Annotated in this window: 20 protein-coding genes; 7 read left to right on the forward strand and 13 right to left on the reverse strand. The window is 64.4% G+C overall.

All coding sequences use genetic code 11. The features are described 5' to 3' along the window. Positions 1 to 31: 31 nt before the first annotated feature. The 6 genes from Q0L48_RS00355 to Q0L48_RS00380 all read right to left on the reverse strand — a co-directional run bounded on the left by Q0L48_RS00355 (position 32) and on the right by Q0L48_RS00380 (position 7,050). A complete protein-coding gene (locus Q0L48_RS00355; RefSeq protein WP_296716030.1) occupies positions 32 to 2,830 on the reverse strand; it encodes a 2-oxoglutarate dehydrogenase E1 component in 2,799 nt (932 codons plus the stop codon). 64 nt (positions 2,831 to 2,894) lie between these two features. Then, positions 2,895 to 3,785 (reverse strand): succinate--CoA ligase subunit alpha, encoded by an 891-nt coding sequence (sucD, locus tag Q0L48_RS00360; protein ID WP_296716032.1) that lies wholly within the window; start codon positions 3,783 to 3,785, stop codon positions 2,895 to 2,897. Positions 3,786 to 3,832: 47 nt separating this feature from the next. After that, on the reverse strand, positions 3,833 to 4,126 hold the full coding sequence (locus Q0L48_RS00365) for a GIY-YIG nuclease family protein (protein ID WP_296716034.1): 294 nt from the start codon (positions 4,124 to 4,126) through the stop codon (positions 3,833 to 3,835). Between the two features lie 85 nt (positions 4,127 to 4,211). After that, on the reverse strand, positions 4,212 to 5,174 hold the full coding sequence (gene mdh, locus Q0L48_RS00370) for a malate dehydrogenase (RefSeq protein WP_296716035.1): 963 nt from the start codon (positions 5,172 to 5,174) through the stop codon (positions 4,212 to 4,214). 249 nt (positions 5,175 to 5,423) lie between these two features. Further along, positions 5,424 to 5,774 (reverse strand): hypothetical protein, encoded by a 351-nt coding sequence (locus tag Q0L48_RS00375; protein WP_296716036.1) that lies wholly within the window; start codon positions 5,772 to 5,774, stop codon positions 5,424 to 5,426. A 151-nt stretch (positions 5,775 to 5,925) separates the two neighbouring features. Beyond that, entirely contained in the window at positions 5,926 to 7,050 is a 1,125-nt protein-coding gene (locus Q0L48_RS00380) for a cell wall hydrolase (protein WP_296716037.1), read from the reverse strand. A gap of 89 nt (positions 7,051 to 7,139) precedes the next feature. On the opposite strand from Q0L48_RS00380, the gene Q0L48_RS00385 reads away from it, so the two are divergent. From Q0L48_RS00385 to uvrA, 4 genes are all read left to right on the forward strand, one after another. Then, positions 7,140 to 8,060: an ABC transporter substrate-binding protein gene (locus Q0L48_RS00385; protein WP_296716038.1), complete on the forward strand. Its 921-nt coding sequence runs from the start codon at positions 7,140 to 7,142 to the stop codon at positions 8,058 to 8,060. Then, positions 8,057 to 9,064 (forward strand): iron ABC transporter permease, encoded by a 1,008-nt coding sequence (locus tag Q0L48_RS00390; protein WP_296716040.1) that lies wholly within the window; start codon positions 8,057 to 8,059, stop codon positions 9,062 to 9,064. Before Q0L48_RS00385 ends, Q0L48_RS00390 begins: the two co-directional genes overlap by 4 nt. Beyond that, positions 9,065 to 9,832, forward strand: a complete 768-nt coding sequence (locus tag Q0L48_RS00395) for an ABC transporter ATP-binding protein (RefSeq protein WP_296716042.1) — start codon at positions 9,065 to 9,067, stop codon at positions 9,830 to 9,832. Between the two features lie 415 nt (positions 9,833 to 10,247). Further along, positions 10,248 to 13,151 carry an excinuclease ABC subunit UvrA gene (gene uvrA, locus Q0L48_RS00400; RefSeq protein ID WP_296716044.1) on the forward strand — a complete coding sequence of 968 codons (2,904 nt, stop codon included), beginning with the start codon at positions 10,248 to 10,250 and terminating at the stop codon, positions 13,149 to 13,151. A 14-nt stretch (positions 13,152 to 13,165) separates the two neighbouring features. Here the strand turns inward: uvrA and Q0L48_RS00405 are convergent, their stop codons facing one another. Beyond that, positions 13,166 to 14,794: a trypsin-like peptidase domain-containing protein gene (locus Q0L48_RS00405; protein WP_296716046.1), complete on the reverse strand. Its 1,629-nt coding sequence runs from the start codon at positions 14,792 to 14,794 to the stop codon at positions 13,166 to 13,168. Between the two features lie 271 nt (positions 14,795 to 15,065). Between Q0L48_RS00405 and Q0L48_RS00410 the strand changes: the two genes are divergently transcribed. Then, entirely contained in the window at positions 15,066 to 15,773 is a 708-nt protein-coding gene (locus Q0L48_RS00410; protein WP_296716048.1) for a hypothetical protein, read from the forward strand. Positions 15,774 to 15,938: 165 nt separating this feature from the next. Beyond that, entirely contained in the window at positions 15,939 to 16,229 is a 291-nt protein-coding gene (locus Q0L48_RS00415; protein WP_296716050.1) for a hypothetical protein, read from the forward strand. A gap of 52 nt (positions 16,230 to 16,281) precedes the next feature. On the opposite strand, the gene Q0L48_RS00420 is transcribed toward Q0L48_RS00415, so the two are convergent. Together Q0L48_RS00420 and Q0L48_RS00425 are read right to left on the reverse strand one after the other, a co-directional pair. After that, positions 16,282 to 16,800 carry a septal ring lytic transglycosylase RlpA family protein gene (locus tag Q0L48_RS00420; RefSeq protein WP_296716051.1) on the reverse strand — a complete coding sequence of 173 codons (519 nt, stop codon included), beginning with the start codon at positions 16,798 to 16,800 and terminating at the stop codon, positions 16,282 to 16,284. 949 nt (positions 16,801 to 17,749) lie between these two features. Further along, complete coding sequence (locus Q0L48_RS00425) at positions 17,750 to 18,970, reverse strand: argininosuccinate synthase (protein ID WP_296716053.1); 1,221 nt, start codon at positions 18,968 to 18,970, stop codon at positions 17,750 to 17,752. A gap of 123 nt (positions 18,971 to 19,093) precedes the next feature. Here Q0L48_RS00425 and Q0L48_RS00430 point away from each other — a divergent pair, with 123 nt between their 5' ends. Beyond that, complete coding sequence (locus tag Q0L48_RS00430) at positions 19,094 to 20,458, forward strand: acyltransferase (RefSeq protein WP_296716055.1); 1,365 nt, start codon at positions 19,094 to 19,096, stop codon at positions 20,456 to 20,458. Here the strand turns inward: Q0L48_RS00430 and Q0L48_RS00435 are convergent. From Q0L48_RS00435 to Q0L48_RS00450, 4 genes are all read right to left on the reverse strand, one after another. Further along, entirely contained in the window at positions 20,455 to 21,699 is a 1,245-nt protein-coding gene (locus tag Q0L48_RS00435) for a cyclopropane-fatty-acyl-phospholipid synthase family protein (protein ID WP_296716056.1), read from the reverse strand. The genes Q0L48_RS00430 and Q0L48_RS00435 overlap by 4 nt on opposite strands. Before the next feature lie 175 nt (positions 21,700 to 21,874). Then, positions 21,875 to 22,624 carry a molybdopterin-dependent oxidoreductase gene (locus Q0L48_RS00440; RefSeq protein WP_296716059.1) on the reverse strand — a complete coding sequence of 250 codons (750 nt, stop codon included), beginning with the start codon at positions 22,622 to 22,624 and terminating at the stop codon, positions 21,875 to 21,877. Continuing rightward, positions 22,617 to 23,288: a cytochrome b/b6 domain-containing protein gene (locus Q0L48_RS00445; RefSeq protein ID WP_296716060.1), complete on the reverse strand. Its 672-nt coding sequence runs from the start codon at positions 23,286 to 23,288 to the stop codon at positions 22,617 to 22,619. The genes Q0L48_RS00440 and Q0L48_RS00445 overlap by 8 nt, the downstream gene beginning before the upstream one ends. Further along, a complete protein-coding gene (locus Q0L48_RS00450; protein WP_296716062.1) occupies positions 23,285 to 24,061 on the reverse strand; it encodes an SDR family oxidoreductase in 777 nt (258 codons plus the stop codon). Before Q0L48_RS00450 ends, Q0L48_RS00445 begins: the two co-directional genes overlap by 4 nt. Between the last annotated feature and the right edge of the window lie 47 nt (positions 24,062 to 24,108).

Here is a 24,108-nt window from a genome sequence, read left to right on the forward strand (position 1 = left end):
CCGCTCGACACGAACGGGGAGGGGGAGGTTATCACTTGATCCCCAGAGCATCGGCGATCAGCGCTTCCTGCTGCGCCTTGTGGCGGCTGGCGAGCCCGGTCGCAGGCGAGGCGGCGGCATCGCGCCCGGCATAGCGCGGACGCTTGCCCTGATGCCCGGCGGCGGTCAGCGAATCCTCGATCTGGTTCTGGACGAAGAACCACGAACCATTATTCTTCGGTTCTTCCTGACACCACACCACATCTTCGAGGTTCGTCATCCGGCCCAGCCGCAGCGCCAGCGGATCGCCGGGGAAGGGATAGAGCTGTTCGACGCGGACGATCGAGACATCATCGATCCCGGCCGCATCGCGTGCTTCCATCAGATCATAGGCAACCTTGCCCGAACACAGCACCGCGCGCCGCACCTTCTCGTCGGGAATCGCCTTGGTGTCGGACAGGATGCGCTTGAACTGCGATTCGCCGAGGAAGGCACCGCGGTCGCTCTTGGCCAGCGGGTGGCGCAGCAGCGACTTGGGACTCATGATCACCAGCGGCTTGCGGAACGGGCGCAGCATCTGGCGGCGCAGCACGTGGAAGTAATTGGCCGGGGTGGTGATGTTGCAGACCTGGATATTGTCGTTCGCGCACATCTGCAGGAAGCGTTCGAGCCGGGCGGAGGAATGCTCCGGCCCCTGTCCTTCATAACCGTGCGGCAGCAGCATCACGAGGCCGTTGGCGCGCAGCCACTTGGCCTCGCCGCTGGCGATGAACTGGTCGATCATGATCTGCGCGCCGTTGGCGAAATCGCCGAACTGCGCTTCCCACAGCACCAGCGTGCGCGGATCGGCCATCGCGAACCCGTATTCGAAGCCGAGCAGCGCATATTCCGACAGTGTGGAATCGTGCACTTCGAACTTGCCGTGGGGCAGGGTGTTGAGCGGCACATATTTGCGCTCGGTCTTCTGGTCGACCCACACCGCGTGACGCTGGCTGAAGGTGCCGCGCCCGCTGTCCTGGCCGGACAGGCGCACGCCGTAGCCTTCCATCACGAGGCTGCCGAAGGCGAGTGCTTCTGCCGTTGCCCAGTCGAAGCCTTCGCCGGTCTGGAACATCTCGCGCTTGGCGGCGAGCACGCGGTCCAAGGTCTTGTGGACGTCGAGGTCGCCGGGAACTTCGGTCAGCACGCGGCCGAGCGAATCGAACGCCTTGGGTTCGATCGCGGTGGCGACATTGCGGCGCGATGTTTCGGGATCGGCGGGCTTGTTCAGCCCGGCCCAGCGCCCGCCGAACCAGTCGGCTTCGTTGGGCTTGTAGCTCTTGCCCGCCTCGAACTCGTCTTCGAGCAGGCGGACGAAATCCTCGGCCATCGTCTCGCGGGTACCGGGCTGGACCACGCCTTCCTCGATCAGCCGGCCTTCGTAGATCTTGGAGACCTTGGGATGGGCGCGGATCTGGTCGTACATCAGCGGCTGGGTGAACTTGGGCTCGTCGCCCTCGTTGTGGCCGAACCGGCGGTAGCACCACATGTCGATCACCACGTCGCGGTGGAAGGTCTGGCGGTATTCGACCGCCAGCTTGCAGGCAAAGGTCACCGCTTCGGGATCGTCGCCGTTGACGTGCAAAATCGGCGCCATGACGCCCTTGGCCACGTCCGAGGGATAGGGCGAAGACCGCGCGAACTTCGGGCTGGTGGTGAAGCCGATCTGGTTGTTGATGATGAAGTGGATGCAGCCGCCGGTGTCGTAACCGGGGACGCCCGAGAGCGAGAGGCTTTCCCACACCACGCCTTGCCCTGCAAAGGCGGCATCGCCGTGGATCAGCACCGGCAGCACCTGATCCTTGTTCGCCAGATCGTCGCGGATCGCCTGCTGCGCGCGCACCTTGCCCAGCACCACCGGGTTTACAGCTTCGAGGTGGCTGGGGTTGGGGACGAGGCTCATGTGCACCGAGATGCTGTCGAACTCACGGTCGGTGCTGGTGCCCAAGTGATACTTCACATCGCCCGATCCGCCGACATCATCGGGGTTGGCCGAGCCGCCCGAAAATTCGTGGAAGATCACGCGGTAGGGCTTGGCCATCACGTTGGCGAGCACGTTCAAACGCCCGCGGTGGGCCATGCCGTAGATGATCTCGCGCACGCCGGAGCTGCCGCCATGCTTGATGACGGCTTCCAGCGCCGGGATCATCGACTCCCCGCCATCGAGGCCGAAGCGCTTGGTGCCGACATATTTTTTGCCGAGGAATTCCTCGTATTGTTCCCCGCGCAGCACCGCGGCGAGGATCGCCTTCTTGCCTTCGGGCGTGAACTGGATCGTATCGCCGGGGCTTTCGAACTTTTCCTGCAGGAAGCGGCGCTCGTCCGTGTCGGCGATGTGCATGTATTCGAGGCCGACCTTGCCGCAATAGACTTCGCACAGGCGCTGGTGAAGCTTGCCCACGGTGGTCCATTCCATGCCGAGCACGCCGCCGACATAGACCTCCTCATGCTCCTTGCCCGCAAGGCCATGCCACGCCAGCGTCAGATCTTCCGGCCCTTCGCGATTGGACAGGCCGAGCGGATCGAGATCGGCGGCCATATGCCCGCGCACGCGGTAGAGCCGCACCAGCGTCATCGCCGCAATGGAGAGCGCAGCGGCTTTCTCGACCGCCTTGGGATCGAGCGCCTTGCCCGCATCCTTCGCCGCCGCCTTGACCGCCAGCTTCATCTCGGTCGGGTCCATCGCCGCGACCAGATCGGAGGCGCTATCGCTCAGCGTATCGAGCCAGCCGCGCCGCTCCCACGAAGGGCCGGGCTGCGGGCCTTCCTGATCGGTCAGTTGCGGGATGAAGTTCTGCGGTTCGTTGCCCATCATGGGACTCCCGGGGAGGAGGAAGGATGGCCCCCGCTCATCGCGAGCGGGGGCCGGTATTCGGTTAGGCCGTTTCTTTCAGCATCGCGGCGAGCGTGGTGCCGAGTTCCGAAGGCGAGGGGCTGACGCGGATGCCCGCATCTTCCATCGCCGAAATCTTGTCCTGCGCGCCGCCCTGACCGCCGCTGACGATGGCGCCAGCGTGGCCCATGCGGCGGCCCGGAGGGGCGGTGAGGCCGGCGATGAAGCCGACCATCGGCTTGGCGCGGCCCTTGGCACGTTCGGCCTTGATGAAAGCGGCGGCTTCTTCTTCGGCCGAACCGCCGATTTCGCCGATCATGATGATGCTTTCCGTTTCAGGATCATCAAGGAACAGGTCGAGCATGTCGATGAAGTTGGTGCCGTTGACCGGATCGCCGCCAATGCCGACCGCCGTGGTCTGGCCGAGGCCCGCCATCGTGGTCTGGTGCACGGCTTCATAGGTGAGCGTGCCCGAACGGCTGACGATGCCGACAGAACCCTTCTTGAAGATGTTGGCCGGCATGATGCCGATCTTGCATTCATTCGGGGTCAGCACGCCGGGGCAATTGGGGCCGATCAGCCGCGACTTGGAGCCGGACAGCGCGCGCTTGGCGCGGACCATGTCGAGCACCGGAATGCCTTCGGTGATGCAGATGATCAGCTCGATCTCGGCATCGATGGCTTCGCAGATCGCATCAGCGGCGAACGGCGGCGGCACGTAGATGCAGCTGGCGTTCGCGCCGGTCGCTTCCTTGGCTTCGCGCACGGTGTTGAACTGCGGCAGACCGAGATGGGTGGTGCCGCCCTTGCCCGGGGTCACACCGCCGACCATCTGCGTCCCGTAATCGAGCGCGGCCTGCGTGTGGAAGGTACCGGTGTTGCCGGTCATCCCTTGGGTGATGACCTTGGTGTCTTTGTTTACGAGGATGCTCATTCAGGTCCGCCTCTTATTCGTCACCCCGGCGAAGGCCGGGGCCCAGTTTAGCCACAAACCAACTCGAACAGGTCGTTCCAGTCGGGGTTCATCTCTTCAATCCTGCGCAGCTTCCACGCACGCTGCCATTCTTTCATCTGCTTCTCGCGCGTGATGGCTGCTTCGATGGTGTCGTGGCGTTCAAACCAGACCAGCGTCTTGCAGCCATACTTCTTCGTGAAGCCTTCAATCAGTCCTTCGCGGTGTTCCCAGACCCGTTTTGCAAGGTCGGTGGTGACACCGATGTAAATCGTTCCGTTGCGGCGGCTTGCCATGATGTAGACAAAGCCTTCCTTATCCATTCAGTCGTCACCCCGGCGCAGGCCGGGGCCCAGATGCGAGGGCAGAACTGGTTCCCGGCCTGCGCCGGGATGACGATGAAGCAATTTAAGCAAGCGAGCTATCCAGCGCCTTGCAAGCCTCAAGCAGTTCCTTGACCGCATCGACGCTGACGCCGAGGTTCTTCTTTTCCTCGTCGGTCAGACTGATCTCGATCACGTCCTCCGCGCCGCCTGCGCCGATCACCACCGGAACGCCAACGTAAAGCCCGTCGACGCCGTACTTGCCGTTGACCTGCACCGCACAGGGCAGGATGCGCTTCTGATCGTAGAGGTAGGCTTCGGCCATCGAAATCGCGCTGGTGGCGGGCGCGTAATAGGCCGAGCCGTTACCAAGCAGCGCGACAATCTCGCCGCCGCCCGCGCGGGTGCGCTTCACGATTTCGCCGAGGCGGTCTTCGGAAATGCCCTTGATCTTGGCCATGTCCGCAACCGGAATGCCGTTGATGGTCGAGTAGGACAGCACCGGCACCATGGTATCGCCGTGGCCGCCGAGCACGAAGGCGTTCACGTCCTTCACCGACACGCCGAATTCCCATGCGAGGAAGGTCGCGAAGCGCGCCGAGTCCAGCACGCCGGCCATGCCGACAACCTTGTTGGCGGGCAGGCCCGAGAATTCGCGCAGCGCCCAGACCATCGCGTCGAGCGGGTTGGTGATGCAGATCACGAAAGCATCGGGGCAGTTGTTCTTGATGCCTTCGCCGACGGCCTTCATCACCTTCAGGTTGATGCCGAGCAGATCGTCGCGGCTCATGCCGGGCTTGCGTGCAACGCCAGCGGTGACGATCACCACGTCAGCGCCCGCGATATCGGCATAGTCGTTCGATCCGGTGATCTTCGCGTCGAAGCCTTCGACCGGGCCGCACTGGCTGAGATCGAGCGCCTTGCCCTGCGGCATGCCTTCGGCCACGTCGAACAGAACGACATCGCCGAGGCCTTTGGTGGCTGCGAGGTGGGCGAGCGTGCCGCCGATGTTCCCTGCGCCGATCAGCGCAATCTTGGTGCGGGCCATTATTTCGACTTCCTTCCCTGATCCATCGGGACGAAAATACGTTTGCGCGGCGCTGTGACGCGGCGCTGGTGCCGACCCCCGTCCCAAGCGGCTTGGCACCCGTTACATAGGGCGCGGTAAGCGGCCGGGAATATGAATGCAACCGTCAAAAGGTCTGATGCGGCAACTATCTTTGCAATCAGTTCGCAATTGCATTAAGTGCTTCAAGTCAACCCCTCAGGGAAACACCCTATCCCGCATACAGGTGGATCAGGCGGATATCTGCTCCGCGCTTGCCGCTGCGGCAAGGCGGCGGTCGAACATACCGGTGATCGCGATCCAGTGCGCGGCGCCGGGCGCGTTGCCTTCACTTGCCGCGCGCTCGGCCTCGTCATGGGCGATGCGGGGCGCATGCATGCCGTGGCGGGCGAAGTGGCGCAGAGCGTCGACCAGCACCGGATCGAAGGCGCCCGTGGCGTTCCCGGCCTCTGCGCTGCCGTCTGCGGCCCCCTCGTTATCGTTGACCGCCATCACGCGTACCCGTGTTACCAACCCGCGTCCGTCTGCGTGCTTTCCAGCGATGCGGGCAGGATCCCGGGCGAGGGCGAGGCGGATCGACATATGTGGGGGATTCCTGCTGCGAGCCGTTCGCCAAGGGGATTGGCGAAGCGTTATTGTTGTTGGCAGCAGGATTAGCAGCGCCAGACTAAACCTTGGTGTCCGGACAGGGTTTCGAACAGCTTAACCCTGATTGCGCGGTCGCGCGGGCGGCCTATTGCCCCGCATCTGCGGGCGGCGTTTTGTCCGGAGGGGTTTTCCACTGACCGGCGCGGGCATATTCCGGCTTTACCTGACCGGCTCCGGCAAGTGCGGTATCGGCAGGGATTGCAGCTTCGGGCGCGCTAACTGCCCCGGCGGCCCGCACCGGGGTCGCGTTGCCGGTGATCGGCGCAAGGTCGTATGCGATGGTGGGGCGCGATGCCTGTGCCTCGTCGATAGTATCGGCGTCTGCGCTGCGTATTGTCCTGCCTGCTTGCGGGCCATTCTCCAGCGCCGCATAGGCCATCGTGAACGCGCTGCGCGCGCCTGCTCCGCCGCGCAGCCGATAGAAACGGTGCGCGCCGATGGTGCCGATGTGGTCGAGCGTGCCCGCCCAATAGGGATTGACCCAGAGCGTGTGGTAATGGGTCGCATGCCCGACCGGCGCGTAGACGCTGCCTGCCAGCGCCGCGTTCGCCACCCGCTGCGCCCGCGCCCAGCTTGTGCCGCTTGGCCGCCGCGCCAGACTGCCGTCGCAGGTGAAGGAGAACTGGCATCCGGTCTTGCGCGCGGAACCCTGATACACCACGCCGCACACGCTGGCGGGCCATGATGGGTGCGCCACGCGGTTGAGCACCACTTGAGCCACTGCGCGCTGTCCGGCTTCGGTTTCGCTGGCGGCTTCGTACCACACCGCCTGTGCAAGGCATTCAGCCGCGCGGGCATGGGTAAGGCCGACACCGGAGGAGAAAAACGGCCGCGCTGCCGCGCCGACATCGATCAACGCACCCAACTCGCGGCCGTCTTCTGCGCCCGGCGACAGCGGATCGGCTTTCGGCAGGGCCACCAGCGCGGTGCCGGGGGGATCGGCGAGGTAGTAGAACGCCGATCCGGGAAAGCTCATGCCCGGCCGCTCGAACGGCAGCGCCGCATCGGCGGCTTGGCGGGTGGCGAGCGCGGTGTGCGGTTCGATCGCCGCGCCCGGCAGTGCCACAAGGCTTCCTGGGGCCGCGAGGGCGGGGATGGCAATCGCCGCTGCCAGCACCGCGAACCGCTTGCGCCAGGTGCCATGCGCCGGAGTGGCGGCAGGGCCGGCGAGGGAGGCGATCAACGCGAAGATGGCGGAACGGAGCGGCATGACGTCCAGCGCGCCCTAGCGCCCGCGCAGCCGCCCGGCGAGCGGCACGCGGCCCTGCGTCCCGAAACCGGACAGGCAGCGCCGCAGGTATGACCGCGCCGCCTGCGCCGGTCACGCCTGCTTGCGCGGCGGACGGGGCGGCCCTATCGCGGGCGGCGGACATGGCGCGGGATCGGCACATATCAGCGGCGAGGGGCAGGCGCGGCACGTTCGGCGTGCTGTTGCTGTTGCTGGCGGCAGCCTGCGCGCCTGCGGATGCACCGGGCGGCGGCACGGATAGCCCCACCATCGTCAGCCTGAACCCCTGCCTCGATGCGATCCTTGTAGAGGTCGCGGCGCCGGAACAGGTGCTGGCGCTGTCTCACTACAGCCGCGATCCGGGCAGCAGCTCGATCCCGCAGCACATCGCCGCCGGTTTCGCCATCACTGGTGGCACAGCGGAGGAAGTGATCGCGCTCGCCCCCGATCTGGTGCTGGCATCCAGCTTCATCGCGCCCGCCACCCGCAGCGCGCTGGAAGACGCGGGCCTGCGGGTCGAGACCTTCGGCAGCCCCACATCGGTCAGCCAGAGCATCGCGCAGGTGCGGCAGGTGGCGGCGCTCGCCGGACGCAAGCAGGCGGGCGAAGTGCTGGTGGACGCAATCGAACACGCCGCCGCACCTGTCAGCAATGCGCGCCCGATCACCACCCTGCTGTGGCAGCCGGGCGAGATCGTGGCGGGCGAGGCGACACTGGTGGCCGAGATGCTGCGGTCCCGCAACCTCGCCAGCCACGCCGCCGCGATGGGGCTGGGCCAAGCCGATTTCGTCGCGCTGGAAACGGTGCTTGCGCGTCCGCCCGAGCTGTTGCTGGTGGCAGGCGACAGCGCCGGTCAGCGCCACCCCTTGCTCGCCCAACTCACGCAAACCCGGGTCGAACCGCTGCCGTCGCGGCTGCTGTTCTGCGGCGGGCCGACGGTGATCGATCTGGCGCAGCGGCTTGACGATGTCCGCGCAGGACTTCGCCCGTGAACCGCGCCGTGCTGGTTTTTGCGGTGTTGCTGGCGGCGCTGGTGCCGCTGTCGCTGCTGGCGGGGCGTGTGTGGATCAATCCGTTCGATGTCGCGGGCAGCGGAGCGGCCAATGCCGCGCTGATCCTTGCCGAACTGCGCCTGCCGCGCGCGGTGCTGGCTATCATCGTCGGCGCAGGGCTGGGCGCGGCGGGGGCGGCGATGCAGGGGTATTTGCGCAATCCGCTCGCCGATCCCGGACTGTTCGGTATCGCGCCGATGGCGGCGCTGGGCGCGGTGGCGAGTTTCTGGCTGGGCGCTGCCATTCCGCCTGCATGGGCCGCGTGGAGCCTGCCGCTGCTGGCGTTGACCGGCGCGGGCACCGGAATGGCGCTGCTGGCGCTGATCGCCGGGCGCACGTCTTCGGACGCGGCGGGCGGCGCGGGCGGCGGGATCGCGCTGTTCACGCTGGCGGGTCTGATGATCGCCAGCCTTGCGGGCGCGCTGACCGCGCTCGCGATCACGCTTGCGCCCAATCCGTTCGCCCTGTCGGAGATCGTGATGTGGCTTAACGGCGCGCTGACCGACCGTTCGTGGCGCGAGGTGATGATCGCCGCGCCGCTGGTGGTGGCGGGAATCGCAGTGCTGGCGCTGGCGGCGCGCAGCCTCGATGCATTGACGCTGGGGGAGGAGGCGGCGCGATCGATGGGGCTTGATCCGGCGCGGCTGCTGTGGCTGCTGGTGATCGGCGTGGGGCTGACCGTCGGCGCAGGCGTGGCGGTGGCCGGGATCATCGGCTTTGTCGGCCTTGTCGTGCCGCATCTGGTGCGCCCGCTGACAGACCGGTTGCCATCCAGTCTGATCCTGCCAAGTGCGCTGGCGGGGGCCTGTCTGGTGCTGGCGGCGGACAGCATCGTGCGGGTGCTGCCGCTGGTCACGGAACTGCGGCTCGGCATTGCGCTGTCGCTGATCGGCGCGCCGTTCTTCCTGTGGCTGCTGGTCAAGATGCGGCGGGGGCGGCTCTAGATGCTGGCGGCACAGAACCTTTCACTTGATCGCGGCGGTGTGCGGGTGGTGGATGGCGTGTCCGCTGCTCTGCAACCGGGTGCGATCACCGCGATTGTCGGCCCCAACGGCGCGGGCAAATCATCGCTGCTGCTGGGGCTGGCAGGCCTGATCGACCCGGTAGAGGGCGCGGTGCTGCTGCAGGGCCGGGCGCTGGGCGACATCCCGCCGCGCGAACGTGCGCAGGCGATCGGTTATCTGCCGCAAGCGCCCGAAATCGCGTGGGACGTGGCGGTGGAGAACCTGGTCGCGCTGGGCCGCCTGCCGTGGCGTGATCGCGGGGCAGACGCAGTCGAGGCGGCGCTGACTGCGCTGGCCTTGCAGGAATTGCGTAAGCGCCCCGCCAGCCGCCTTTCGGGCGGGGAACGCGCGCGGGTGCTGCTGGCGCGCGTGCTGGCCGGAGAACCGCGCTGGATCTTGGCCGACGAACCGCTCGCCGCGCTCGACCTTGCGCACCAGCTCCGGCTGATCGCGCATTTCAAATCCTGCGCGCAGGCGGGGCAGGGCGTGGTGGTGGTGCTGCACGATCTGGCGCTGGCGATGAACCATGCGGACCGGGTGCTGGTGCTGGATCAGGGGCGGCTGGTCGCCAAGGGGCCGGCAGCCGATGCGCTGGCGCCGGACATGATCGCGCAAGTCTGGGGCATTGCTGCACGCTGGCTGGGCGATGACGGGGCAAAAGCGCTGGTGGCAAGCGAGCCGTCGCCAGCACGACCGCCCGCCCCCTGACCGGGGCGCTGACCTGCGACCGCAAGGTCATGCAGGCTAGCGCATCCCGGTTTCGTATTTCCTCCAGCTTAGGCCAGGTTGCGACCCTGGAAGGGACCCGGCGGGGGGAAGCAGAAGACGCCTTCGGGTTGCCCGACTGCGGCAGATCTGGCGACTATAGTTTTTCTGTAGGGTAATACAGTTTATCCGTAAGCTTTTGAAAAACATTATAGAAAATATACGTAGTCTCGGCTTCACTAGCCTTAGAGTGCCATGATCGGGAGCCGGAAGCTGCCCAGAGCAACCGGTTTTTTCGAAACTTCTGTGCACCTGCGGCGTTGCATCGGGGCAGTGGAGGGGCCATCTGCGATTCACCTCAGGCCCAGACGCAGCGCGGCCTTTACTTTAGCGAACATTTCCGGAACAAGCAGAGCCCATGAGCCTCACCACCATTTCCGTGCGCGGTGCGCGCGAGCACAATCTCAAGGGCATCGATATCGATCTGCCGCGCGATGCGCTGATCGTGGTCACCGGCCTTTCGGGCAGCGGCAAGTCGAGCCTCGCGTTCGACACGATCTACGCCGAGGGGCAGCGGCGTTATGTGGAGTCGCTCTCCGCCTATGCGCGCCAGTTTCTGGAGATGATGCAGAAGCCCGACGTCGAGCATATCGACGGCCTCAGCCCTGCGATTTCGATCGAGCAGAAGACCACCAGTCGCAATCCGCGCTCGACCGTGGCGACCGTGACCGAGATCTACGACTATATGCGCCTGCTGTGGGCGCGGGTCGGCACGCCCTATTCGCCTGCGACCGGCCTGCCGATCAGCGCGCAGACCGTCAGCCAGATGGTCGACCGGGTGATGACACTGCCCGAAGGCACGCGGCTGTTCCTGCTCGCCCCGGTGGTCCGCGGGCGCAAGGGTGAATACCGCAAGGAACTGGCCGAATGGCAGCGTTCCGGCTTCACCCGCGTGCGGATCGACGGCGAGATGTATCCGATCGAGGAAGCACCCGCGCTCGACAAGAAGTACAAGCACGACATCGAAGTGGTGGTTGACCGGATCGCGGTGAAGGACGGCATCGAAACGCGGCTGGCCGACAGCTTCGAACAGGCGCTGAAGCTGGCCGAGGGGCTGGCCTATGTCGATCTGGCCGATGGCGTGGTGCCGGGGCGCGAGGATGAGGGCAAGGGCGGCGCCATGAAAGGCGCAGGCCTCGCCGCAAACCGCATCGTCTTTTCCGAGAAGTTCGCCTGCCCGGTCAGCGGCTTCACACTTGAGGCTATTGAACCGCGCCTGTTCAGCTTCAACGCCCCGCAAGGCGCGTGCGCGGCTTGTGACGGGATCGGCGAAAAGCAGCTGTTCGACCCGCAACTGGTGGTGCCGAACGAGGCGCTGACGCTCAAACAGGGCGCAGTGGTGCCGTGGGCCAAGTCCAACCCGCCGTCGCCCTATTATATGCAGGTGCTGGCGAGCCTCGCCAAGGCTTACGGCTTCAATCTCACCACCCCGTGGGCCGATCTGGAGCCGGATCAGAAGCTGATCATCCTGCACGGCACGGACGGGATGCCGGTGCCGCTGACCTTCAAGGATGGCCGCCGCGAATACACCGTCAACAAGGCGTTCGAAGGCGTGATCGGCAACCTCAACCGCCGCCTGCTCCAGACCGAAAGCACCTGGATGCGCGAGGAGCTGTCGAAGTACCAGACCGCGCAGCCCTGCGAAGTCTGCGGCGGCAAGCGGCTCAACGAAAAGGCGCTCAGCGTCCGCATCGCCGACACCGACATCGCCACCCCCGTCGCGATGAGCGTGGCGGATGCCAAAGCGTGGTTCCTCGCGCTCGACGCGCAGCTGACCTCGCAGCAGAGCCAGATTGCCAAGGCGATCCTGAAGGAGATCAACGAGCGGCTGGGCTTCCTCGACAACGTGGGCCTCGACTACCTCAACCTCGACCGCACCTCCGGCACCCTGTCGGGGGGCGAGAGCCAGCGTATCCGCCTCGCTAGCCAGATCGGCTCCGGCCTGTCGGGCGTGCTGTATGTGCTCGACGAACCGAGCATCGGCCTCCACCAGCGCGACAACGACCGGCTGCTCGAAACCCTCAAACGCCTGCGCGATCTCGGCAACACCGTCATCGTGGTCGAGCATGACGAGGACGCGATCCGCACCGCCGACCACATCGTTGACCTCGGCCCCGGCGCGGGCGTGCATGGCGGCGAGATCGTCGCGCAAGGCACGCTCGAGGACATCCTCAAGGCCGAAGGATCGCTCACCGCCGATTACCTCACCGGGCGGCGCAAGATCGACATCCCGGCCAAACGCCGCAAGGGCAATGGCCACAAGATCGTGGTCAAGAACGCGCGCGCCAACAATCTCAAGGGCGTGACGGCCAAGATCCCGCTCGGCACCTTCACCTGCATCACCGGGGTGTCGGGATCGGGTAAATCCTCGCTCACCATCGACACGCTGCAGGCGGGCGCGGCGCGGGCATTGAACGGCGCGCGGGTGATCGCGGGGGCGCATGATTCCATCACCGGCCTCGAATATTGCGACAAGGTGATCGAGATCGACCAGTCCCCCATCGGCCGCACCCCGCGCTCCAACCCCGCCACCTACACCGGCGCCTTCACCCAGATCCGCGACTGGTTCGCCGGCCTGCCCGAAAGCCTCGCGCGCGGGTACAAGCCGGGGCGCTTCAGCTTCAACGTCAAGGGCGGCCGCTGCGAGAAGTGCCACGGCGACGGCCTCATCAAGATCGAGATGCACTTCCTCCCCGATGTCTACGTGACGTGCGAGGAATGCGGCGGCAAACGCTACAACCGGGAAACGCTGGAGGTGAAGTTCAAGGGCCTCAGCATCGCCGACGTGCTCGACATGACGATCGAGGATGCGGAGGAATTCTTCAAGGCCGTGCCTTCGATCCGCGAGAAGATGCGGATGCTGAACGAGGTCGGCCTCGGCTACGTCAAGGTCGGCCAGCAGGCGACCACGCTATCGGGCGGCGAGGCGCAGCGGGTGAAGCTCGCCAAGGAACTCGCGCGGCGCAGCACCGGACAGACGCTGTATATCCTCGACGAGCCGACCACCGGCCTGCATTTCGAGGATGTGCGCAAACTGCTCGAAGTGCTGCACCGGCTGGTGGAGGGCGGCAATTCGGTCGTCGTGATCGAACACAACCTCGACGTGATCAAGACCGCGGACTGGATCATCGACCTCGGGCCGGAAGGCGGCGTGCGGGGCGGGGAGATCGTCGCGGAGGGCACGCCGGAGAAGGTGGTGAAGGAGCCGCGGTCGTTTACGGGGCAGTATCTGGCGCCTTTGTTGGGGCGGCGATCCTCTTGAGAATGGTTAGGGCGCTATCCGAGAACGAACTTTTCGATACGAAACATTTCTAGGCAACCGTTGAAGTGGTGATTTTCGATATCGCCGTTCTCAATACCACGGCTAGCGACGCCGATAACTTGACCAAATTTATTGAAAACTGGGCCCCCGCTATTCCCTTTTACAATTTGCACAGAAACTCGAAAGTAAGGTGTGTCGTCAATTCGAGAAAAACCCATAATCTCACCACTTGAGACATTGCACGTGTCACCATCTCGATAACTGGGATACCCAGCGATCTTAATTTGATCCCCCGTGGCACATTTAGAAAAACTCAGGTCAGCCGCTGCGATTGATATTGCTCTCCGCCATTCGGGGTCAACTGGCTCTAATAAGGCAACGTCCTTCGGGGCATCTATCTTTACCACCCTCATTAGAATGGAAAATTTAGCTTGGTCGCTTAGAAATGCGTTTATGACCGGATAAATTTCACCAGCAAATTCCACATTGTGCAGATTCGTCAATATTTTCCCGCTAGGAAGCTTTATTCCGGAACCTTGGCAATACTCCATAATATTGTCATTTTCGCACTCAATCCGACAAGCTGCTTGAGCTAGTGCCTCTCGAGCACTTTTAGGCTTAGCGTAGTGCACTTCCTTAAACTTACGATCGGGCAATTTATTGAATCGGTCTGTCAATTTCCAAACGGTCAAGTCATCTTGACCTCTCACGTGGACTATGTGCGCAATACGGCCTCTAAGATGTGCCTCTAACGAGACCGCACCTCTCCAGTTAAACTTTTGTGAGAATATAGTTTCTGCTGCTTCAAGCCCGTGCTTTTCCCAAGCATGAATAGCACCACGTACCTCTCGTAAGAATGGTCGTGGGACATTGACAAATTCATTAATTACTATTCCGGTTATTTCTTGACGTGCCAAACGGTCAAGAACGCGAGTTTTTCGATCGTTGATCGAAAAGCCAGCGCTGTCCACTGCTTCAACCAAGGTTGATCCAGCGACCCATTCCCCAGATATATTTTCGACAATCTGAATTGGGAAAGAGCGTCTATTGGTGGAAAAAGTGATATCGTCAGCATATCGCGAATAAAAAGAGCCATGGGACTTGGCAAGAGTATTTAAAACTCCATCTAAGTGCGAGGCAATCATGTTAGCGATAATTGGCGACGTAGGTGCACCGATTGGAAGCTGTCCGTCCAGAGTGCATAACCTAGCGATTGTGGTCGCGATCGAAGAATTTAGATTATAGGGCTGTGCCATAAGACGCCATCGAATTCTGCCAAAATGTATCGAAGGAAAAAATTCCTTCAGATCAAAATTCAAAATCAATCTTTTTCCGAGGTGGAAAGAAGCATTCTTGCGAATTCCCCCTCCTGTAACAAAGCCGGTCACTCGTCTCGACGGTTTGAAAATCTCCTCAAGCAAGATTTTGAGTTGAGATTGCATATTTCTAAGCGGCCAAAAGGGCGCATTAATATGTCTTAGAGTGCCGTCCCTTTTCAACTCCGTCGATTTTGAATAAAGTAAGAATTGGTTCTTTGAAAATGCTCTTTCCTCAAGCAATTTCAAAGAAATTCCAAGCTCCTTCGCTAAGTCGTCTTTTGTCTGAATCCGATACAAGCGGGGGAGCGTTGCTGAGTGTTCCAACCTTCTCACCGTCGATATTTGCCCGTATGATTACATCCGGGCGATCATGTGTTTAGTTCCCGAATTATGCGCAGTAACGACGCACACATCAACCAACCCAGCAACGCACCCTTTCGGTGCCGCTCGGGAATTAGAAAGTCAAGGTATTACTGGCGTTTCTGCGGCTGGCTGCTTGGCTCTTCCTGGTTCAGTTCCCCCACTTTCCTACACCCCCCACTCCCGCATAACCTCCCGCGCGTTTCTCCCTCCCGCCCAAGGAGCCGCGCCCGTCATGTCCTCCACGCCTCCCGCTGCCAGCACCGACACACCCTCAACCCAGCTCATCGCTGCGCCTGATCGCGCTTCGCCCGCCGCCCCGCTCGCGCCCGCACCCGCACCCGCACCCGCACCCGCTCCCGCGCATCTGCAGACCCTCGCGCCGGCCGAGCCGTTCGGCGGGCTTTCGCGCGAGGTGCAGGCCCATTTCCTGACCGCGCTGTCGCAGTGGGGCAATGTCCGGGCGGCGGCGGGGCAGGCGGGGGTCAGCCGCGCGCATTGTTACCGGATGCGGCGCGCCTCGGGCGAGTTTCGCGAATTGTGGGATGCCGCCCTGGTGCTCGCCCGCCCGCAGGTCGAGGAAGTGCTCGCCGACCGGGCGCTGAACGGGGTGACCGAAAGCGTGTTCTACCACGGCGAGGAAGTCGCCACCCGCACCCGCTATGACGCGCGGCTGCTGCTGGCGCATCTGGCGCGGCTCGACCGGCTCGAGGGCAAGTACGTTATCAAGGAAGCCGCGGAGGCGTTCGACACGCGGATCGACCGGCTGCTCAACCCTCCGGTAATCCATGACTGGGACGACGACGAGGATGAATACGGCGCGGACGACGACCTCTACGCCGATGACTTCGACGACGATGATGTCGATGATGACCTCGACGACGATGATGCCGGCGATGACGAAGGGCGCGAGGACGATCCGGGCGAGGACGAAAGCGACTGACCGGGCACCCGCGCGGGGGGCGGATTTTCGGTTCCTGGACAGTGTCTCATGTGTCTCCTACACGCGCCCGCCGCCGCGAAATGGAGCGGCTCTGGCTCTCGCGGATGCCCTGATGTAGCATCGCGGTCCGGCCGATCATGCGGCGGGACAATCGGGGGTTGCGGAATGAGATCGTGGCAAACGGGCGGAATGGTGGCGGCGCTGGCGATGCTGGGGGCCTGCGGGCCGCAATCGCCCGAGGATATCCGGGCGGCCTCGGTCGCGAAGTGCGAGCGGCAGTTCGGCCGGATGGCGCCCGATCCGTCCAAGGGGGCGGCACTGTGCACCTGCCTGATCGACAGGCTGGCGGACGCGGGGCTGGAGATGACCGATATGCTGGGCGCGGACCGATCCAAGGTGGAAGGCATCGCGCGCAGCTGCGGCGCGAGCGCCGGGGTGACGATGCCGGGGATGTAAGCCTCCCGTTGCCGGGAACGGGCTATCGCCGTGACGCGCGGGGAAGGGGGGGCTAGTCCTCGATCAGCGCGAGTTCGACTGTGGCGTGACCGCGGCTGACAAGGCCGAGTTCCTCGGCGGCGGCGCGGCTGACATCGATCACGCGGCCGCGGCTGAACGGGCCGCGATCGTTGATCCGCACGGTCACGCTCTTGCCGCTGGCCGGGTTGGTGACGCGGACAAGGCTGCCGAAGGGCAGGGTGCGGTGCGCCGCTGTCATCGCGCCATTGTCGAACGCCTCGCCGCTGGCGGTGCGGCGGCCGTGGAACTTGCTGGCGTAGTATGATGCGCTGCCGCTGCCGATACTGGTGACGGCGGGCGGAGCGGGCTCGGCCTCGGCGGGGAGGGGCAGGCTGGCGTCGCCGAGCGGCATCATCTCGGGCGCGGCGGCGGGCTCGACCGGCTGCGCGATGTCGGCCGGCGTGGCGGCCATTGACGCGGCAAACGGCGCGATGGCGATCAGCAGGGCGCTCACCGCGAGGGTCAAACCGCCGCGTGATGTGGTGCCGGATGTGCGTGTTCCCGTCTGCATGACGCGGGGCTGTAGGTGGCGAAACTTACCCAAGGCAACCCGCGCCAACGCTTCGCCGCGCCAGGACTTCGGTTCGTCGCCAGATTGCGCGGGAAATGCGGCGGGATGCCCTTGGGGCGACCGATCAGGAGGGTGCCGCGATCGGATCGCGCCCGAGTCGCGGAGTTGGTGATGGTTGGGGAAAGGCGGGGAGGGCAATGCAAATGGGGCCGGCATTGCTGCCGACCCCACTCTCACCAGCGCGTGGCCACCCCTTGCTCTGACGATGTCCGGCGAACCTTCCATCGTGGTTGCTGCGGGGCGTACTTGGCGCCCGATGTCTGGCCCCTGCACATTCGGTCTTGCGACGTCGCGTGCCGAGATTGCTCACCGGCGCTCGCACCGGCATCCGGCTTTCGCTCATGCCCGGCTGCGTCATTCGGAGCCCGAAGCCCCCGACATCCGCTGCCTTGCGCATTCGCTTGGCCGAGACTGTGTAACTTGCCGTTCCAGGCTTGCGGCGGAACGGGACTTGCGCCCCCCTCCATCACCCGATCCGGCCAGTTTCCCAGCCTGTCCGGTGGCTCAGCTTCGCTCCCGTCTCGAACGAGCCGGCTTGCATTTGGCCGAAGCCTTCCGCATGCCACCTCTCGACGAGCGCGTGGACAAGTGCCACCGCCATCCTTGGGGTCTAAACCTTCAGAACTTCAAGGCCTTGCGGCCTTCCGTTCCGGTTGGTTTGTCTCCCGAAGACAAGTTGAAATTGCGCCTCAACCGGCGATCTGGCAAGATTTTCAGGGGTGAGTTATCCACTTCTGCCCGGATCGCCTGTGGACGAGAGTGGATAATTCAACGCTTCGTCGCATTCGCAGCGACGATACTGGCGGGACGGCAAGAAAACGCCGTCCGATTGTCATTTTTGGTGGCGCAACACAGATCGGCCCCGCGGCGACTCGCCGATGCCGCCGCTTCAGGCGTTGCGGTCGCGCCGTGCCAGCAACCGCAGGCGCAGCCCGTTCAGCTTGATAAAGCCTTCCGCGTCCTTCTGATCGTAAGCGCCCGCGTCGTCCTCGAACGTCACGTGCGCTTCGGAATAGAGCGAGTGCGGCGATTTGCGCCCGACCACGCTCGCCAGCCCCTTGTACAGCTTCAGCCGCACTGTGCCGGTGACCTTGTCCTGGCTGTGATCGACTGCCGCCTGCAGCATCTCACGCTCGGGGCTGAACCAGAAGCCGTTATAGATCAGTTCGGCATAGCGCGGCATCAGCTCGTCCTTGAGGTGCGCCGCGCCGCGATCCAGCGTGATCTGTTCGATGCCCCGGTGCGCGCGGGCGTAGATTTCGCCGCCCGGCGTTTCGTACATCCCGCGCGATTTCATCCCGACAAACCGGTTCTCGACCAGATCGAGCCGCCCGATGCCGTGCTTGCGGCCCAATTCATTTAGCGCGGTCAGCAGTGTGGCTGGCGACATCGCCTCACCGTTCAATGCCACACCGTCACCGTGCTCGAAATCCACGGTGATGTATTCGGGCGTGTCCGGCGCATCCTCGGGATTGACCGTGCGCGAATAGACGTAATCGGGGGTTTCCTCCCACGGATCCTCCAGCACTTTGCCTTCGGACGAGGTGTGCAACAGGTTCGCGTCGGTCGAAAACGGGCTGTCGCCGCGCTTGTCCTTCGGAACGTTGATCTGGTGCGCTTCGGCCCAGGCGATCAGCGCGGTGCGGCTGGTCAGATCCCATTCGCGCCACGGAGCGATTACCTTGATATCAGGATCGAGCGCGTAGGCGCTGAGTTCGAACCGCACCTGATCATTGCCCTTGCCGGTCGCGCCGTGGGCGATGAAATCCGCGCCGGTTTCGTGTGCGATTTCCACCAGCCGCTTCGAAATCAGCGGGCGGGCGATCGAGGTGCCGAGCAGGTAGTCGCCTTCATAGCGGGCGTTGGCGCGCATCATCGGGAACACGAAATCGCGCACGAATTCTTCGCGCAGGTCTTCGATGAAAATGTGATTGTCGGGAATGCCCATCGCCTGCGCCTTGGCGCGCGCGGGCTCGATTTCCTCGCCTTGTCCCAGATCGGCGGTGAAGGTCACCACTTCCAGCCCGCGCTCAACGCTCAGCCACTTGGCGATGACGCTGGTATCGAGCCCGCCGGAATAGGCGAGGACGACGCGTTTGGGATTGGACATGGAGGATTTCCTTGATGGATGAACGCGGCGCGCGTTAGCAGGCGGCTGGGCGTGCATCAATGCTTTGGTCAGACTTGCATGCCAAGGGTCTGGGCTTATGGCATTATCACTGACGCGGGGGACATGATGCTGACGATGTGGAGCAAGGCGCGCGAACTGGCGGAGCTGACCCCGCCCGAGCGGAACCGCTGGGTCGATTTCCTGCGCGCCGTGTCGATCATGGCGGTGGTCATGGGCCACTGGCTGATGGCCGGGCTGTATGTCGACGAGGCTGGCGCACTGCAACGCGGCGATCTGCTCAGCGTCGCTTCGTGGACGCACTGGTTGACCTGGGGTTTTCAGGTCATGCCGGTGTTCTTTCTGGTGGGCGGTTATTCGAACAGCGTCAGCTGGCAGGTGATCACCCGCAATGCCGCGCCGGGGCAGGCGGGCGTGTATCGCGACTGGCTGGCGAACCGGGTGCAGCGCCTGATCACGCCGACGTTCCCGGTGCTGCTGCTGTGGACGGCGCTCGCGGTGACGATGACCCAGATCGGGCTGCCGCGCGACCAGATCCGCATGGCAACAGAGGCGGCGCTGATCCCGGTGTGGTTCCTTGCGGTCTATCTGCTGGTTACGGCTTGCACGCCGATTGCGCACCGTGCGTGGCAGCGGTTCGGGTGGGCGAGCTTTGCCGTGTTCATCCCCGCCGCGATGCTGACCGACTGGCTGACCTTCACTGCCGGGGTTCCCTACGTCAATTTCACCAACTTCCTGTGGGTGTTTCTGGCGGTCCACCAGCTGGGTTTTGCGTGGCGCGCCGGGAAGTTCGACAACCGTGTGTTCGCGCTGGCGTGGTTCGCCGTGTCGCTTTGCATTCTGATCGCGATCACCGTTTATGGCTTCTATCCGGTGTCGATGGTGTCTGCGCCGGGCGGCTTTTCCAATTCGCTGCCGCCGACGCTGGCCCTGTTTGCACTCGGCATGGTGCAGGTCGGGCTGGTGCTGGCGCTGGAGCCGCTGGGGCGCAGGATGCTGGACAATCTCGGCATCTGGACGGCGACCGTGCTGATGAACGGGATGATCATGACGATCTATCTGTGGCACCTCACCGCCTTCGTGCTGGTGATGGCACTCGTGTGGCTGTTGCTGGGCGGCGCGGGTCTGGATTCGGTTCCCGGCACCGGCGCATGGTGGGCTTCGCGCCCGATGTGGATCGCGATCTACGTGCTCGCGCTGCTGCCGATGATCGCGTTCTTCGCGCGGCATGAACGCAGCTTCGGCCCGATCCGCGGCGGGCGCACCGTGCCGCGGCTGCGGGTGGTGCTGGGCGTGCTGGCGATCTGCGCCGGGCTGGGCGCGACGGCGGGACTGACTATCGCCAGTCCGGAAGGCATATCCGGAGTCCGCTGGTGGGTGGTGGCGCTGCCGCTGGTGGGCGCAGCGCTGATGGGGTTCGGCCCGGTCTATCGCCCGCGCAACCGGCCAGGCTTGCCCGAAGCCGGTTAGCCCCCTTCCTCGCCCTTGCCGGTAAGCAGGTAATCGCGGGTGATCGGCAGGGCGTGGCGGCTGCGGATGTACTGGATCTGATAATTGCACATGCTGCCATGCTCGAACACCGTCGCCGCGCCTGCGAGATAGAACGTCCACATCCGGAAGAACCGCTCGTCGTGGAGCGCGACGATCGCGTCGCGATTGGCCATGCAGTTAGCGTACCACTGGCGGATCGTGCGGGCATAATGCAGCCGCAGCGTTTCGACATCGGCGGCGATCAGACGGAACTTCTCGGACGCCGCCAGCGTCTCCGACAGCGCCGGGATATATCCGCCGGGGAAGATGTACTTGCGGGTGAAGGCATCGGTGGTGCCCGGACGCCCCATGCGCCCGATGGTGTGGAGCAGCATCACTCCGTCATCTTCCAGCAGGTTGGCGCAAGCTTCGAAGAAGGTTTCGAACTGCGCGCGCCCGACATGTTCGAACATCCCGACCGATACGATCCGGTCGAACTTGCGGCCCGAAGCCGCGGTGTCGCGGTAATCCTGCAGCACGATGTCGACTTTGTCCGCGACCCCGGCGGCGGCGACGCGCTTACGGGCGAGGGCGGCCTGTTCCTCGGACAAGGTGATGCCGGTGACGTGCACATCGTGGTGCGTCGCCAGATGGATCGCCATCCCGCCCCAGCCGCAGCCGATATCGAGCACCTGCTGCCCGGGCGAGAGCGCCAGTTTCGCGGCGATATGCGCTAGCTTCGCGCCTTGTGCTTCGCCTAGCGTCATGTCCTCCGCGGGCCAGTATGCGCAGGAATACTGCCAGTGCTCATCATCCAGCATCAGCGCGTACAGATCATTGCCGATGTCATAATGATGCGCGACATTCTGCTTCGCGCCGAGCCGGTTGTTGACCTGTTCCGCGGCAAAGCTTGCCCGGTTGATCAGCCGCTTCAGAGGATTGGGCCGCCCGATGTCGCCGCCCTTGTCCCAGGCATTGTTGGCGCGCAGCAGAGTGGCGAGGCCCATCACGTCGCCTTCCTCGATTAGCAAGCGCCCATCGATGAAAGCCTCGGCCGCGCCCAGTCGCGGGTCCATCACGATGTCGCGCGGCACGCGGTCGTCGGTGAAGCGCAGGACGATGTCGGGGAAGCCCGGCGCGGCGGTTCCATAGGTATCGGCGCTGCCATCGGCGAAGACAATGCCGAGCCGCCCTTGCCGGACAGCGCGCGAGAGAAAGCGGTCGAGGAGTGCCTTGCTCATGCGTCTCCTTTCGTGTTTGCCTGCCAGGAGGTTACCCGGTGTCGCTCGCCCCGCAAAGTGGCAATCCAGCGCAGTGACCGGGCCAGCGCAGTGACCGGGGTGGCATAGCGTCGAAACCGGCGTCAACTCCATGCGGGCCGCAGTGTTCCATGGCGCGGCCGATCAGACCGCAGGCTCAGATCCCTGCATACCATTGATAGCCCGCGAAATCCTCCCAGAAGCCGCCTTTGCCCGCGCCGATGTCGTCGAGGCTGGCGACCGCTTCGATGCCGGTGAGAAACTTGGCGTGCTTGTATCCCAACTGCCGCTCGATCCGGGCGCGCAAGGGCGCGCCGTTCTTTTCGGGCAGGGGTTCCCCGTTCAGCGCGTGGGCGATGATCGTCTGCGGGTGATAGGCATCGACCATGTCGATGCTCTCGTAATATTCGCGGCCATACAGCGTATCGGCGCAGCGCAGGACGATGAAATTCGCCTGTTCGCGCACCTTTGCCGCATCCAGCAGCGTGCCGAGCTGCGGCCCGGTCCATTCGCCGATCGCGCTCCAGCCTTCGACGCAATCGTGGCGGGTGATCTGGGTGCGCTGGGGCAGGGCGCGAATGTCTGTGAGGCTGAGCGCCAGCGGTCGTTCGACCAGCCCGCCGACCATCAGCCGCCAATCGGGAAAGCCCTGGCCAAGTTGCTGGCGGTAGAAATCGCTATCGACCGTCAGCGACCCGTTCCCGCGAAAGCTGGGCGAGCGGTCCTCGGGTGCGTATTCGGGCGCGAGGTTTTGCCTGCCCGCCAGCGTGCGGTGCGCGGCGCGGTGCCAGTCTTCGGCGGCGTTGAAAATGCTGCGGGCCGTGTCGCTGTCCGCCATTTTTGAGCACGCGCCCACGCCGAGCGCCGCGATCCCGGCGAGCAACCCGCGTCGTCCGATGTCAGCCATGCTCCGCGTCCTCCGTCTTGCGCCCGCCGGTGATCATCTCCCCGATCAGCCGCCACCCGGCCAGCGCCATCACGACGTGGATGACGAAAAAGCCGAAGATGCCCCAGGCGGCGATGAAATGCAGCGATCGCGCGCTCTGTCGCCCGCCAAGCCCTTCGACCAGCCATGGCACGGCAGGTTCGATGCCGGGGCTGATGGCCAGCCCGGTCAGCACCATCGCAGGTAGCAGCACGCCGAAGACGAGGCCGTAGAGGATCTTCTGCACCGGATTGTAACCGCCCGCTGCAGGTTCGCCCCCGGCGTGGGCGCGCAGCGAGGCGACGAACGCGCGCGACGTCCAGTCGCGTCGTCCGGTGGCGAGGTCGCGCCGGAAATGACCGTTCGCCAGCATCGCGATCCAGATCAGCAGCAGCCCGACGGCAAAGGGCCACACGGCGAGATTGTGCCAGTCGCGCGCCTCCGCCAAATCATAGCGTTGCGGGATCGTGGCCCACGCAGGAAAGCGCGCGACCCTTGCCCACGCGTCCGCGGGATCGAAGCCGTAATTGCCCCAATAAAGGTAGCGGTGGGCGTTGGAGATGTTCAACCCGGACATGAACAGCACCACGATGGCGACCGCATTCACCCAATGCCAAAGGCGGGTCGAAAGCAGGTGTCTCCTCATGCCGTGCGCTCTGCAGCGGCGCGTTCGCGCGCCAGCCAGATCACGTCGCGCGGCTGGTCGAGCAGGTGCTGGCCGCTGTCGATGAACAACGTCTCGCCGCTCTTCAGCGCGCCGCCCGCGAGGAACAGCGCGGCATCCGCGATCTCGCCTGCCCCGGTCTTGCGGCCGAGCAGGTTCATGCGGTGCGAAAGCTCGGTTTCCTCCTCGCGCTGGTCGTGGCTGGCGAGGATGGCTCCTGGCGCAAGGCCATAGATGCGATCCTGCGGTGACTGCGCGCCCTTGGCCAGCATCGCGATGGTCGCCGCCAGCGCGTGCTTGGACATGGTGTAGCTGAAGAAATCGGGGTTGGGATTGGCCAGCTTCATGTCTGTGATCTGAATCACTGTACGCGTGGCGGCGCTCGCCGCGTGGGCAAGATAGGTCTGGGCAATCCGGGCGGGGGCAAGGGCGTTGACCTGCATCGCCTCCCGGTACGTTGCCGGATCGAGCGTGGTTACACCGTCATACTCGAACACCGACGCCGAATTGACGAGGCAGCGCCAGTCGCCGATCCGGTTGGCCAGATCGCGGATGGTTGCCACGGCTGCTTCATCGTCGGTGAGGTCGAAACTGATTGTCTCGGCCGAGGGCAGGCTGGCCGCAAGCTCGTCTGCCTCCGTCGCTGACGAACGGTAGTGGATCACCACATGCCAGCCTGCTGCAGCAAAGGCGCGGGTGATAGCGCCGCCGATGCGGGTCGCCCCGCCGGTCACGAGGACTGCGGGGCGAGTCATTGGGCAGGCTTTGCGAAAACGGGCATGGCAGCGTGGCTACCAGTGCC

Origin of the sequence: Erythrobacter sp. (assembly GCF_024305245.1) — a bacterium.
Classification (GTDB): domain Bacteria; phylum Pseudomonadota; class Alphaproteobacteria; order Sphingomonadales; family Sphingomonadaceae; genus Erythrobacter.

Coding starts and splice junctions, on each gene's coding strand:
- Q0L48_RS00365 (WP_296716034.1), bottom strand. CDS start 4,126: ATGGATAAGGAAGGCTTTGTCTACATCATGGCAAGCCGCCGCAACGGA.
- Q0L48_RS00420 (WP_296716051.1), bottom strand. CDS start 16,800: ATGCAGACGGGAACACGCACATCCGGCACCACATCACGCGGCGGTTTG.
- Q0L48_RS00450 (WP_296716062.1), bottom strand. CDS start 24,061: ATGACTCGCCCCGCAGTCCTCGTGACCGGCGGGGCGACCCGCATCGGC.
- sucD (WP_296716032.1), bottom strand. CDS start 3,785: ATGAGCATCCTCGTAAACAAAGACACCAAGGTCATCACCCAAGGGATG.
- Q0L48_RS00395 (WP_296716042.1), top strand. CDS start 9,065: ATGCTGGCGGCACAGAACCTTTCACTTGATCGCGGCGGTGTGCGGGTG.
- Q0L48_RS00385 (WP_296716038.1), top strand. CDS start 7,140: ATGACCGCGCCGCCTGCGCCGGTCACGCCTGCTTGCGCGGCGGACGGG.
- uvrA (WP_296716044.1), top strand. CDS start 10,248: ATGAGCCTCACCACCATTTCCGTGCGCGGTGCGCGCGAGCACAATCTC.
- Q0L48_RS00380 (WP_296716037.1), bottom strand. CDS start 7,050: ATGCCGCTCCGTTCCGCCATCTTCGCGTTGATCGCCTCCCTCGCCGGC.
- Q0L48_RS00440 (WP_296716059.1), bottom strand. CDS start 22,624: ATGGCTGACATCGGACGACGCGGGTTGCTCGCCGGGATCGCGGCGCTC.
- Q0L48_RS00445 (WP_296716060.1), bottom strand. CDS start 23,288: ATGAGGAGACACCTGCTTTCGACCCGCCTTTGGCATTGGGTGAATGCG.
- Q0L48_RS00415 (WP_296716050.1), top strand. CDS start 15,939: ATGAGATCGTGGCAAACGGGCGGAATGGTGGCGGCGCTGGCGATGCTG.
- Q0L48_RS00355 (WP_296716030.1), bottom strand. CDS start 2,830: ATGGGCAACGAACCGCAGAACTTCATCCCGCAACTGACCGATCAGGAA.
- Q0L48_RS00410 (WP_296716048.1), top strand. CDS start 15,066: ATGTCCTCCACGCCTCCCGCTGCCAGCACCGACACACCCTCAACCCAG.
- Q0L48_RS00435 (WP_296716056.1), bottom strand. CDS start 21,699: ATGAGCAAGGCACTCCTCGACCGCTTTCTCTCGCGCGCTGTCCGGCAA.
- Q0L48_RS00425 (WP_296716053.1), bottom strand. CDS start 18,970: ATGTCCAATCCCAAACGCGTCGTCCTCGCCTATTCCGGCGGGCTCGAT.
- mdh (WP_296716035.1), bottom strand. CDS start 5,174: ATGGCCCGCACCAAGATTGCGCTGATCGGCGCAGGGAACATCGGCGGC.
- Q0L48_RS00430 (WP_296716055.1), top strand. CDS start 19,094: ATGATGCTGACGATGTGGAGCAAGGCGCGCGAACTGGCGGAGCTGACC.
- Q0L48_RS00375 (WP_296716036.1), bottom strand. CDS start 5,774: ATGTCGATCCGCCTCGCCCTCGCCCGGGATCCTGCCCGCATCGCTGGA.